This window comes from Kitasatospora sp. NPDC092039 (genome assembly GCF_044756065.1).
GTDB lineage: Bacteria > Actinomycetota > Actinomycetes > Streptomycetales > Streptomycetaceae > Kitasatospora.
Genome location: NZ_JBIVSD010000030.1, coordinates 64951 through 76465, shown reverse-complemented (window position 1 = coordinate 76465; position 11515 = coordinate 64951). Strand labels below are relative to the sequence as shown.

Annotated in this window: 12 protein-coding genes and 1 riboswitch; of the genes, 9 read left to right on the top strand and 3 right to left on the bottom strand. The window is 73.0% G+C overall.

The window, feature by feature from the left end; genetic code table 11:
• Window positions 1–272 precede the first annotated feature (272 nt).
• Window positions 273–1097 carry a trehalose-phosphatase gene (gene otsB / locus ACIQI7_RS36530; protein WP_401118516.1) on the top strand — a complete coding sequence of 275 codons (825 nt, stop codon included), beginning with the start codon at window positions 273–275 and terminating at the stop codon, window positions 1095–1097.
• Here otsB and ACIQI7_RS36525 read toward each other — a convergent pair.
• Both ACIQI7_RS36525 and ACIQI7_RS36520 read right to left on the bottom strand, forming a co-directional pair.
• Window positions 1084–2550, bottom strand: coding sequence for a trehalose-6-phosphate synthase (locus tag ACIQI7_RS36525; RefSeq protein ID WP_401118513.1), 1467 nt, complete (start codon window positions 2548–2550; stop codon window positions 1084–1086). The genes otsB and ACIQI7_RS36525 overlap by 14 nt on opposite strands.
• Window positions 2551–2588: 38 nt before the next feature.
• Entirely contained in the window at window positions 2589–3590 is a 1002-nt protein-coding gene (locus ACIQI7_RS36520; protein ID WP_401118510.1) for a glucosyl-3-phosphoglycerate synthase, read from the bottom strand.
• Between the two features lie 147 nt (window positions 3591–3737).
• A riboswitch (SAM riboswitch) is annotated at window positions 3738–3873 on the top strand.
• Between the two features lie 16 nt (window positions 3874–3889).
• Here ACIQI7_RS36520 and thrC point away from each other — a divergent pair.
• From thrC to ACIQI7_RS36495, 5 genes are all read left to right on the top strand, one after another.
• Window positions 3890–5170 (top strand): threonine synthase, encoded by a 1281-nt coding sequence (thrC, locus tag ACIQI7_RS36515; RefSeq protein ID WP_401118507.1) that lies wholly within the window; start codon window positions 3890–3892, stop codon window positions 5168–5170.
• Window positions 5171–5196: 26 nt separating this feature from the next.
• Entirely contained in the window at window positions 5197–5475 is a 279-nt protein-coding gene (locus ACIQI7_RS36510; RefSeq protein WP_401118504.1) for a MoaD/ThiS family protein, read from the top strand.
• Between the two features lie 537 nt (window positions 5476–6012).
• Complete coding sequence (locus ACIQI7_RS36505; RefSeq protein ID WP_030057071.1) at window positions 6013–6216, top strand: cold-shock protein; 204 nt, start codon at window positions 6013–6015, stop codon at window positions 6214–6216.
• 323 nt (window positions 6217–6539) lie between these two features.
• Window positions 6540–8162 (top strand): chaperonin GroEL, encoded by a 1623-nt coding sequence (gene groL / locus ACIQI7_RS36500; RefSeq protein ID WP_097236664.1) that lies wholly within the window; start codon window positions 6540–6542, stop codon window positions 8160–8162.
• A gap of 113 nt (window positions 8163–8275) precedes the next feature.
• Complete coding sequence (locus ACIQI7_RS36495; RefSeq protein ID WP_401118499.1) at window positions 8276–8632, top strand: hypothetical protein; 357 nt, start codon at window positions 8276–8278, stop codon at window positions 8630–8632.
• Here ACIQI7_RS36495 and ACIQI7_RS36490 read toward each other — a convergent pair.
• Window positions 8629–9327 carry a hypothetical protein gene (locus ACIQI7_RS36490; RefSeq protein ID WP_401118532.1) on the bottom strand — a complete coding sequence of 233 codons (699 nt, stop codon included), beginning with the start codon at window positions 9325–9327 and terminating at the stop codon, window positions 8629–8631. The two genes, ACIQI7_RS36495 and ACIQI7_RS36490, sit on opposite strands and share 4 nt — an antisense overlap.
• 57 nt (window positions 9328–9384) lie before the next feature.
• Between ACIQI7_RS36490 and ACIQI7_RS36485 the strand changes: the two genes are divergently transcribed.
• The 3 genes from ACIQI7_RS36485 to ACIQI7_RS36475 all read left to right on the top strand — a co-directional run bounded on the left by ACIQI7_RS36485 (window position 9385) and on the right by ACIQI7_RS36475 (window position 11513).
• Window positions 9385–9768: a PadR family transcriptional regulator gene (locus ACIQI7_RS36485; RefSeq protein WP_387760444.1), complete on the top strand. Its 384-nt coding sequence runs from the start codon at window positions 9385–9387 to the stop codon at window positions 9766–9768.
• A complete protein-coding gene (locus ACIQI7_RS36480; protein ID WP_401118495.1) occupies window positions 9765–10721 on the top strand; it encodes a hypothetical protein in 957 nt (318 codons plus the stop codon). Before ACIQI7_RS36485 ends, ACIQI7_RS36480 begins: the two co-directional genes overlap by 4 nt.
• 105 nt (window positions 10722–10826) lie before the next feature.
• Window positions 10827–11513: a copper homeostasis protein CutC gene (locus ACIQI7_RS36475; RefSeq protein WP_401118492.1), complete on the top strand. Its 687-nt coding sequence runs from the start codon at window positions 10827–10829 to the stop codon at window positions 11511–11513.
• Window positions 11514–11515: the final 2 nt, after the last annotated feature.

Sequence of the window (11515 nt, the reverse complement as noted above, 5' to 3'; positions counted from 1 at the left end):
TGGGGAGCGTTGGCAGTCTGAAAATCACCCGTCACGCCCCTCTCCGCACCCACCCCCTGCGCCGCCCCCTTCCGCAGCGCGTCCCTCTCGCTGGGATGGGGGAGGGGTGGGTGGTGGGGGTGGGTGGGGGTGCCTGCTGCTGGGGTGGGGTGCTGGGGGGATGTCTGCTGGGGGGTGGGGTGCTGGGGGATGCCCGCTGGGGGGTGCCTGCTGCTGGGTGTGTGCGGAGGGGGGTGGTCCGGGGTAGGGGCTTCGGTATGGGCTTTGAAGAGATGTTTGTGCCGGGGACCGAGGCTGGGCGGGACGGGGTGCGGGCTGTGCTGGCGGCGCCCGGGGATGCCGTGGTCGGGTTGGACTTCGACGGGACGTTGGCGCCGATCGTGGCGGATCCGGAGCGGGCGCGGGCGCATCCGGGGGTGGTGGGGGCGTTGCGGCGGTTGGGGTCGGTGGTGGGGGCCGTGGTGGTGGTGACGGGGCGGCCGGCCGGGGTGGCGGTGGAGTACGGGGGGTTCGCGGGGGTGCCGGGGGTGGTGGTGCTGGGGCACTACGGGGCCGAGCGGTGGGAGGACGGGGAGCTCTCGGCGCCGGAGGTGCATCCGGGGGTGGCGCGGGTGCGGGCGGCGTTGCCGGGGTTGTTGGACCGGGTGGGCGCGCCCGAGGGAACGTGGGTGGAGGACAAGGGGCGCGCGGTGGCCGTGCACACCCGGCGGACGGCGGCGCCGGACGAGGCGTTGGCGCTGCTGCGGGCGCCGGTGGGGGAGCTGGCGGCGGAGCACGGGCTGGTGGTGGAGCCCGGGCGGCTGGTGCTGGAGCTGCGGCCGCCGGGGGTGGACAAGGGGGCGGCGCTGACCGGGTTCCTGCGCGAGCGGGGGGCCCGTTCGGTGGTCTACGCGGGGGACGACCTGGGGGACGTGGCGGCGTTCGCCGCGGTGGAGAAGCTGCGCGGCGAGGGTGTGGCCGGGGTGCTGGTGTGCGCCGGCGCGGTGGGGGACGCGCCGGTGCGGGAGCTGGCCGACCGGGCGGACCTGGTGGTCGCCGGGCCGGAGGGTGTGGTGGAGCTGCTGGAGGCCCTGGGGGAGGCGCTCACAGCGCGTTGAGCTGGTCCAGGAACCACTGCTGCGGGGGGAGCGCGGTGGCCGCCGCCGCCAGGCGCTTGGTGCGGTCGGCGCGTTCCTCCTGGCTCATGCCGAGGCCGGCGTGGAGGGCGTCGGCGGTGGCGATGACGTCGTACGGGTTGACGGTGAGCGCGTCGTCCCCGAGTTCGGCGTGGGCGCCGGCCTCGCGGGAGAGGACGAGGGCGCAGCCGTTGTCGGAGACCACCGGGACTTCCTTGGCGACCAGGTTCATGCCGTCGCGGATGGGGTTGACGAGCGCCACGTCGGCGAGGCGGTAGGCGGCGAGGGAGCGCGGGAAGTCGTCGTCGACGTGCAGGATCACCGGCTGCCAGGTGGGGGTGGCGAACTCGGCGTTGACGGCCTCGGCGAGCTCCCGGACCTGGGCCGTGTAGCTGCGGTACTCGGCGAGGTCGGTGCGGGACGGGTAGGCGAAGGCGATGTGCACCACCCGGTCGTGCCACTCGGGGCGGGTGCGGAGCAGGTGCCGGTAGGCCTGGAGGCCGCGGACGATGTTCTTGCTCAGCTCGGTGCGGTCGACCCGCACGATGGTGCGGCGGTCGCCAACGGCCTCGCGGAGGGCGGCCAGCCGTTCGTCGACGTCGGGGCGGTGGGCGCGCTCGCGCAGGAAGTCGGCGTCGGCGCCGAGGGCGTGGACGCCCAGGTGGGTGGTGCGGCCGTCGAGGGTGACGGTGAGCGCGTCGTGGTCGACGGTCGCCCCGAGGAGGTCCTCGCAGCAGGCGGCGAAGGCGCGGGCCCAGCGTTCGGTGAGGAAGCCGGCCCGGTCGGCGCCCAGGATGCCGGTGAGGACGGCCCGGGCGACGTCGTCGGGCAGCAGCCGGAAGTACTCGGGCGGGGCCCACGGAGTGTGCGAGAAGTGGCCGATCCGCAGGTCGGGGCGGGTTCCGCGGAGCAGGGCCGGGGCCAGCGAGAGGTGGTAGTCCTGGATGAGGACCGCGGCCCCCGGGGCGGCTTCGGCGGCCAGCGCCTCGGCGAACGCGCCGTTGTAGGCCTGGTAGGCGGCCCATTCGGTGCGGAAGGCGGCGTCGAAGGAGGGGGCGGTCGGGGTCGCGTAGAGCAGGTGGTGGACGAACCAGAGGGTGGAGTTGGCGACGCCGTTGTAGGCGCGGGCGAAGGTCTCCGGGTCGATGTCCAGCATCCGTACCGCCTGGCCGCCGACCTCGTGGCCGGCCAGGTCGAGGCGGCCGCGGGGTGCCTCGGCGGCGGCTCTGCGGTCGGGGTCGCCGAGGGCGGCGCAGACCCAGACGGCGTTCGGGTCCTCGATGGCGGACAGCCCGGAGACCAGGCCGCCGCCGCCGCGGCGCAGGGTCAGTGTGCCGTCGTCGGAGGTGCTGAAGGACACCGGTCCCCGGTTGGATGCCACCAGGACGGAGGCGGTGCCGGTCGCGCTCGAACGGTTGGTCGTGAGATCGCCCATGGTTGGGATGTTGCCGGGGGCCCGGCGTGGCAAACCCGTCAGTGGCGGGTCGCGTATTCGGGGACGGTGTGCATCGGGGGGCGTTCCAGGGCGGTCACCGGGTGGGTGTGGGCGGTGAACGCGCGGGTCTCCGGGTGGCGGGTGAACTGGGTGAGGTGGGGGTGGACGAGGTCGGCGGAGGCCTTGAGGCGGTGGGTGCGGTCGAGGCGTTCCAGGGCGGTCCGGTAGATGGTGGCGGCCATCCGGCCGAGGGCCTGGCCGTCCTGGTGGCGGTGGTGCCGGACGCCGACGTCCACCTGGGCCAGGGCGTCCAGTCCGGCCAGATCCAGGGCGTCGACCAGCAGGCCGAGTTCGACGCCGTACCCGGTGGGGAAGGGCAGCCGTTCGAGCAGTGAGCGGCGGGCCGCGTACTCGCCGCCGAGGGGCTGGACGAACCCGGCGAGCTCCGGCCAGTGGAGGTTGAGCAGGGGGCGGGCGACGAGTTCGGTGACCCGGCCGCCGCCGGCGGGCAGCACCGCGCCCTCCGACTCCAGCGGACGGTCGTACATGGCCTTGACCAGCTGGATCGACTCGTCGGTCAGCAGCGGGCCGACGATGCCGGAGACGAAGGCCGGGTCGAACTCGCGCAGGTCGGCGTCGACGAAGCAGACGATGTCGCCGTGGGTGACCAGCAGCGAGCGCCAGAGCACCTCGCCCTTGCCGGGGACGGCGGGCAGGCGGGGGAGGATCAGGTCGCGGTGTTCCACCCGGGCGCCGGCCTCGGCGGCGACGGCGGCGGTGGCGTCGGTGGAGCCGGAGTCCACGACGACGAGTTCGTCGACGAGCGGGAGGCGCTCCATCAGCTCGCGGCGGACGGTGCGGACGATGTCGCCGACGGTGGCCTCCTCGTCCAGGGCGGGGAGGACCACGCTGACGGTGCGGCCGGTGCGTCGCTTGGCGTCGAGGAGGGTGCGGACCGGCCGGTCGGCCGCGCTCCAGGAGCGGCGGCGCAGCCAGGACGCCGCCTGCGGGAGGAGCTCGGGGGTCGGGTCGGCGGGCACTGGGGTCTCCTCGGCGGGTCGGGTGGGACGTGTCATCTCGCTTGGCGGACGGTCCCGTTCAGGATTGACGCCTTCGGATACAGTCTTCGTACAGCGGTCGGACCTTTGCACACCGGGGTCGCCGCTGAGTACCACCACAATTTCACAAGCTCATCCAGAGGGACTGAGGGAACGGCCCGTTGACGTCCCGGCAACCTTCTCGCGCGGCTGTCGACGACAGGCCCCGGCGGGACAGGTGCCAATTCCGGCCCGTGTCGCGACCGCGCCACGGGGAAGATGAGGAGAGAGGCCTCGCCGTCATGGCTATCGACACCGCCGCACCCGTTTCCGTCGACCTCGGCCCCGCCGCCGCGCTGTCCTGTCGCGAGTGCGGCACCCGCTTCCCGCTCGGCCCCAGCTTCGCGTGCCTGGAGTGCTTCGGCCCGCTGGAGATCGCCTACGAGTTCGGCAGCGAGGGCGCCGAGGAGCTGCGCAAGCGGATCGAGGCCGGTCCGGCCTCCATCTGGCGGTACGCGCCGCTGCTGCCGGTTCCGGCCGACGTGGCGTCCAAGCCCAACCTGAACCCGGGGTGGACCCCGCTGGTGAAGGCGGACAACCTGGGCCGGGAGCTCGGTTTCACCGCCCAGCTGCACGTCAAGGACGACTCCGGGAACCCGACCCACTCGTTCAAGGACCGGGTGGTCGCCTGCGCGATCGAGGCGGCCCGGGCGTTCGGGTACACCACGCTGTCCTGCTCCTCCACCGGCAACCTGGCCGGTGCGGTGGGGGCGGCGGCGGCCCGGGCCGGGTTCCGGTCCTGCGTGTTCATCCCGCACGACCTGGAGCAGGGCAAGGTCGTCATGGCCGGGGTGTACGGCGGCGAGCTGGTCGGCATCGAGGGCAACTACGACGACGTGAACCGCTTCTGCTCGGAGCTGATCGGCCACGCGGCCGGCGAGGGCTGGGGCTTCGTCAACGTGAACCTGCGGCCGTACTACGGCGAGGGCTCCAAGACGCTGGCGTACGAGATCTGCGAGCAGCTCGGCTGGCGGCTGCCGGAGCAGATCGTGGTCCCCATCGCTTCGGGCTCGCAGCTGACGAAGATCGACAAGGGGCTCCAGGAGCTGATCAGGCTCGGCCTGGTCGAGGACCGGCCGTACAAGGTCTTCGGCGCCCAGGCCGAGGGCTGCTCGCCGGTGTCGGCCGCGTTCAAGGCCGGCCGGGACGTGATCAAGCCGGTCAAGCCGGACACCATCGCCAAGTCGCTGGCGATCGGCAACCCGGCCGACGGCCCGTACGTGCTGGACATCGCCCGCCGCACCGGCGGCGCGGTCGAGGACGTCACGGACGCCGAGGTCGTGGCGGCGATCCGGCTGCTGGCGCGGACCGAGGGGATCTTCGCCGAGACCGCGGGCGGGGTGACCGTCGGCGTGCTGAAGAAGCTGGTCGAGACCGGGCAGCTGGACCCGGCCAAGGAGACCGTCGCGATCAACACCGGCGACGGCCTGAAGACCCTGGACGCCGTCTCCGACGCCGGGATGACCGCCGTCATCCGCCCGACGCTGGACTCGTTCCGCGCCGCCGGCCTCGCGTCCGTCTGAACCACCCGCCCCCCGCAAGGAGAGTCATGAGCGCCAACGTCCGCATCCCCACCATCCTGCGCACCTACACCGGCGGCGCCGCCGAGGTGACCGCCGAGGGCGCCACCCTGGCCGAGGTCATCGCCGACCTGGAGAAGAACCACGCCGGCATCTCGGCCCGCATCCTGGACGACACCGGCAAGCTGCGCCGCTTCGTGAACGTCTACGTGAACGACGACGACGTGCGCTTCGCCGAGGGCCTGGCGACCGAGATCAGGGACGGCGCCGGAATCTCGATCATCCCGGCGGTGGCCGGCGGCTGCTGAGCCGTTCGCGAGAACCCGCGGTCGCCCGCGCGTACGGAATTCCGCTCTCCGTATGCCCGGGCGACCGCTCGCATTCTTGCGGGAATATTTCCGGGTCGAGTCGGAGTAGAGTGTCGCTCGGCTGGGAACAAGGTTTCCCTTTCGGCCTCCGCAGTGCTCGGCCCGGGGGCGCCCGGCCGCCGGACCGGCCCGTGAAACATGTCAGGCGGATGTCAGAATTCCCGCGGACCTTTGAGTAATTCGTCCGCTATGTCCGGCGTGGAATGCCGAGATTATTCCGATTCGGCCCGTACTGTCCCCCGGCGCCTTGCCGGAATTACCGGCGGCTGACCCTGTTGCAGAGGGCGTCGGTCCGGATACATTCAGCGGCGGTCGACGCAATCACCCGCTCACCGGGCGCCGCCTGGCGTCCCGCGCGGAGGGCTGCGGCGTGCACGGCTGCGCCCAGGGGGGGTTCCCCGGGCCGGCCTTCAACCAACCCGGGCCCGCGACCTGCGGGCGCGTGAAGGGCCCAGCACAGCACTAGGGGAGTTCGGAATGGCTCAGGGCACCGTCAAGTGGTTCAACGCGGAGAAGGGCTACGGCTTCATCGCGGTCGACGGTGGTGCGGACGTCTTCGTCCACTACAGCGCGATCCAGATGGACGGCTACCGCACCCTCGAGGAGGGCCAGCGGGTCGAGTTCGAGATCTCCCAGGGACAGAAGGGCCCGCAGGCGGACATGGTCCGCGCCGCGGGCTGACGCCTTCCGACCCCAGGAGCTCGGCGCGGCCCTACGGCTGGTGACCACTCGCTTCTCGACGGGCCCGTACGACGCGTGTCGTACGGGCCCGTCGGCGTTCCCGGCGGGCCCCGGCGGCGGCTCGCGGATCGTCGATTGGGCTTGCACTCGACCACCCGGAGTGCTAATCATTGGCGTTAGCACTCACAGCGTGAGAGTGACAGCGGACCGGGTCGGTGAGGCCCCCGGGAGCGGTAGGGGAAAAGACCCCCGCACACCAGGGCCGTCCGTCGCGGGCACCCCTTGGTCCGAGCAGTCGACCGTGTCCCGGAGGACCACTTCTGATGGCCAAGATCATCGCCTTTGATGAGGAAGCTCGCCGCGGCCTTGAGCGTGGCATGAACCAGCTCGCCGACGCAGTGAAGGTCACGCTCGGCCCCAAGGGCCGCAACGTCGTGCTGGAGAAGAAGTGGGGCGCCCCCACGATCACCAACGACGGTGTCTCCATCGCCAAGGAGATCGAGCTCGAGGACCCGTACGAGAAGATCGGTGCGGAGCTCGTCAAGGAGGTCGCCAAGAAGACGGACGACGTCGCGGGTGACGGCACCACCACCGCCACCGTGCTCGCCCAGGCCCTGGTTCGCGAGGGTCTGCGCAACGTCGCCGCCGGCGCCAACCCGATGGCCCTGAAGCGCGGCATCGAGAAGGCCGTCGCGGCCGTCTCCGACCAGCTGCTGGCCCAGGCCAAGGACGTGGAGACCAAGGAGCAGATCGCCTCCACCGCCTCCATCTCCGCCGCCGACACCCAGATCGGCGAGCTGATCGCCGAGGCCATGGACAAGGTCGGCAAGGAAGGCGTCATCACCGTCGAGGAGAGCAACACCTTCGGTCTGGAGCTCGAGCTCACCGAGGGCATGCGCTTCGACAAGGGCTACATCTCCGCCTACTTCGCCACCGACCTGGAGCGCATGGAGGCGACGTTCGAGGACCCGTACATCCTCATCGCCAACTCCAAGATCGGCTCGGTCAAGGACCTGCTCCCGCTGCTGGAGAAGGTCATGCAGAGCGGCAAGCCGCTGGTCATCATCGCCGAGGACGTCGAGGGCGAGGCCCTGTCGACCCTGGTCGTGAACAAGATCCGTGGCACCTTCAAGTCCGTCGCCGTCAAGGCCCCGGGCTTCGGTGACCGCCGCAAGGCCATGCTCGGCGACATCGCCATCCTCACCGGTGGCACCGTGATCTCCGAGGAGGTCGGCCTCAAGCTGGAGAACGCCGGCATCGACCTGCTGGGCACCGCCCGCAAGGTGGTCATCACCAAGGACGAGACCACCATCGTCGACGGTGGCGGCGACAGCGAGCAGGTCGCGGGCCGCGTGAACCAGATCCGCGCCGAGATCGAGAACAGCGACTCGGACTACGACCGCGAGAAGCTCCAGGAGCGCCTCGCCAAGCTGGCCGGCGGCGTGGCCGTCATCAAGGCCGGCGCGGCCACCGAGGTGGAGCTCAAGGAGCGCAAGCACCGCATCGAGGACGCCGTCCGCAACGCGAAGGCCGCCGTCGAGGAGGGCATCGTCGCCGGTGGTGGCGTCGCGCTGCTGCAGGCCGGTGTCGCCTTCGACAAGCTGGAGCTGGAGGGCGACGAGGCCACCGGTGCCAACATCGTCAAGGTCGCGCTGGAGGCCCCGATCAAGCAGATCGCGACCAACGCCGGCCTGGAGGGTGGCGTCGTGGTGGAGAAGGTGCGCAACCTCCCCGCCGGTCACGGCCTGAACGCCGCCACCAACGAGTACGTCGACCTGGTCGCCGAGGGCATCATCGACCCGGCCAAGGTCACCCGCTCCGCGCTGCAGAACGCCGCCTCCATCGCGGCGCTGTTCCTCACCACCGAGGCCGTCATCGCCGACAAGCCGGAGAAGGCCGCCGCGGCCGCCGGCGGCGGCATGCCGGGCGGTGACATGGACTTCTGATCCTGATCGTTCCGATCGGATCGGCTGGTTCCCCGTCCGTGTGGGCGGCTCCCTTCGGGGGGCCGCCCACACGGCGTTTCGGCGTTCGGGGGAGTTGGGGAGAGGATGGACGGATGGCTGCCGACGACATCGAGACCGCCCTGCACAACGCGCGGGCACTGATCCTGGCCGACCTCACCGCGCGGGACGTGGCGGACGCCGCCGTCGTCTCGCTGGTGGAACAGGCCGTCACCCACCGCCGCTGGTGGCTGGAGCAGTGGCCGGACGGCACCGAGTACGTGCTCGGACTGGTCGCCCAGGACGTTCAGGACGCGCTGCTGGAGGCGTACGGGCGCTGGCCTCTGTGCGCCGACTGCGCGGCCGACGGGGACCCGCACGCGCTGAGCGTGGAGCCCGAGCTGGGACCGGATCCGCACTGGGTGTGCGGCAAGCAGGGCGCGGTGGTGGCGCCGGTCGGCAAGCTCGCCTAGACCGCCAGCTCCCGGAGCTCGGCCGTCAGGTTGGCGCGGGCGGCCGCTGTGAGGCGCTCGCGGGCGGCGGGGGTGCGGTAGAGCGCGGGCAGGGCGAGCAGTCGGCGCAGGACGGCGGCCCGGCCGGCCGTGAAGTCCGGCGCGGGGACGAAGCCGTACTCCTCGCGGACGGCGGCCGTGTACGCCGCGTAGGCCTCGGGGGTGCCGCCGAGGACGGCCAGGTCCGCGTCGCAGAGCACCTCGCCGTTGCGGTCGCCGGGGGTGGGGTCGTGGCCGACGGTGAGCAGCACGAGGCGCTCGACCTCGGCGACCCGCTCGGCGGGCAGTCCGGCGGCGGTCAGCGCGCGGACGGCCAGGGCGGCGCTGCGCTCCTCGTTCTCCGTGCGGTCGGGGCGGTAGACGGCGTCGTGGAACCAGGCCGCGAGGCGGACCGCCTCCGGGTCGGCGGCGTGCCCGGCCAGCTCGTCGACGTGCCGCAGCACCGCGTGCAGGTGGGCGGCGGTGTGGTAGCGCCGCCTCGGCTCCGACCAGCGGCGCAGCAGCTCCCGGCCGTACGGCTCGGGGTCGACGGCGGCCCCGCAGCGGTGCAGCAGGGCGGTCCAGGCGGTGAGCAGTTCCCCGGTGAGCGGGTCCTCGGCGGTCGGGGCGTGCTCGGTCGTGGAGGGGTGGTGATCGGCGGTCGGCATGGCGACCATTGTGGCGGCCGGGCCGGGCACTGGACCTATAGGTAGGTTGGCGATATATGTAGTCGTATGACAGAACGCTCCATGCAGGAGCCCACGCTGCTGCTGCTCACCGCGCTGGCCGACGCCCCGCGCCACGGCTACGCGCTCATCCAGGAGATCTCCGCGATCTCCGACGGCCGGGTCAAGATGCGCACCGGCACGCTCTACGGGGCGCTCGACCGGCTGCTGGGCCAGGGCCTGATCGAGGTCGCCGCCGAGGAGGTGGTGGACGGCCGCGCCCGGCGCAGCTACGCGCTGACCGACGCCGGCCGGACGGCGCTGGCCGCCGAGGCGGAGCGGCTGCGGGCGGTCGCCACCGAGGCCGAGCGCCGGCTGACCAGGATCCGGTCGATGCTGCCGGGAAGGACCGGGTCGCAGGGGCGGCCCGCGACGGGGGGAGGCCTCTCATGAGCACGCCCGCGATCGGTGCGGCGCCCTCGGCGGTGCTGCGGGCCGCACTCCAGCTCTACCCGGCGCGGTACCGCCGCGAGCGCGGCGAGGAGTTGGCCGAGGTGTTCGCCGACACCACGGCGGCCGGCGGCCGGCTGGCGGTCGCCCGGGAGGTCCTCGGCCTGGCGGTGTACGGGCTGCGGGTGCGGCTCGGGCTGACCGGCGCCTCGGCGGCCGGGCGGCTGCTGGCGCTGGTCGCGCCGATGCTGGCCGGCGCGGTGGCCGGCGCCATGCTGCTGGCCTGGCTGACCACCTCGTACCGGGTCACCAACCGGCTCTCCTGGGACGACTCCTACGGCGCCTACGCCGAGCTGTTCTCCCGGCCGGTGGCCGCCGCGCTGCTCCTGGTGGCGGTGCTGCTCGGACGGTGGGCGGCGGTGCGGGGCAGCGCGCTGATCCTGGGCGCGGTCGGACTGTACGACCTGGTGGCCGCCGCCTGGGACTCGTCCTTCGACCTGTGGTGGAGCGGCTACATCGGGATGGCCTCACTGCCGTTGGTGGTGGCCGCGCTGCTGCTGGTCGCGGCGCCGACCGACCTGCTGCCCCGGCCGACCTGGCGCACGGGCGCCCTGGCGCTGGCCTCGGCGGCCGTGGGCGGGCTGCTGGCGGTGGCCCAGAGCTGGGACGACACCACTTTTCCGCGGGACCTGGGCTGGTTCGTGGTGATGCTGGTCGCCCCGCTGCTGCTGACCTTCGCCGGGCTGCGCGGGCGGGTCGTGCCGGCCGCCGCGGGCGTGGCGATGCTGGTGCTGACCGGGCCCGGCTGCCTGTTCAACATCTGGCGCGAGTCCCGCGGGGTCTCGCACCTGCTGCCGGCGGCGGCGCCGACGGTGGTCGTGCTGGCGCTGCTGGCGGTGGCGGTGCACCGGTTCGGACGGCGGGCGGCGGTGGCGGCGGTCCACGGGTCGGTGTGACCGTGTGACCCGAGATCCGGGGGGGCGTTCCGGCGTGACCGGATCGGCCCCCTCGGTCGTTCCCGGGGGTCGCCGGGGACCGGTGGATGTGGCAGGCTGTCGAATATGTCTAGACCAATTTTCGAAGTCATCGCGCTGACGCCCCAGGACGCCCAGGCCGCCGAGTCGGGCGGCGCCGACCGGCTCGAACTGGTCACCGACATGGCCGCCGACGGGCTCACCCCGTCCGTCGAGGACTTCGGCCGGATCCGGGCCGCCGTCGGCCTCCCGCTGCGGGTCATGCTGCGGATCCGGGACGGCTTCGCCCCCGGCGACGTGGACGAGCTGTGCGCCCGGGCCGCCGCGCTGCGGGCCGAGGGCGCCGAGGAGTTCGTCCTCGGCTTCCTCGACGCCGACGGCGCCGTCGACCTGGCCGCCACCACGGCCGTCGCCGAGGCGGTCGCCGGCTGCCGCTGGACCTTCCACCGGGCGATCGACCACAGCGCCGACCGGGCCGCCCTGCGGGCCGCCGTCGCCGGGCTGCCCGGCCTGGACACCTTCCTCACCTCCGGTGACCCAGCCGGGGTGGACGCCGGGCGCGAGGTGCTGTCGGCCGAGCTGGCCCGGGCCGGCGAGCCCGGGTACCGGCAGCGGATCCTGATCGGCGGCGGCCTGCGGGCCGAGCACCTGAAGGAGCTGCGGGCGGAGGGCTTCGACGCCTTCCACGTCGGCGGAGCGGTGCGGGTGGACGGCTGGCGGACGCCGGTGGACGCGGCCAGGGTCGCCGAGTGGCGGGCGCTGATCGACGGCTGAGT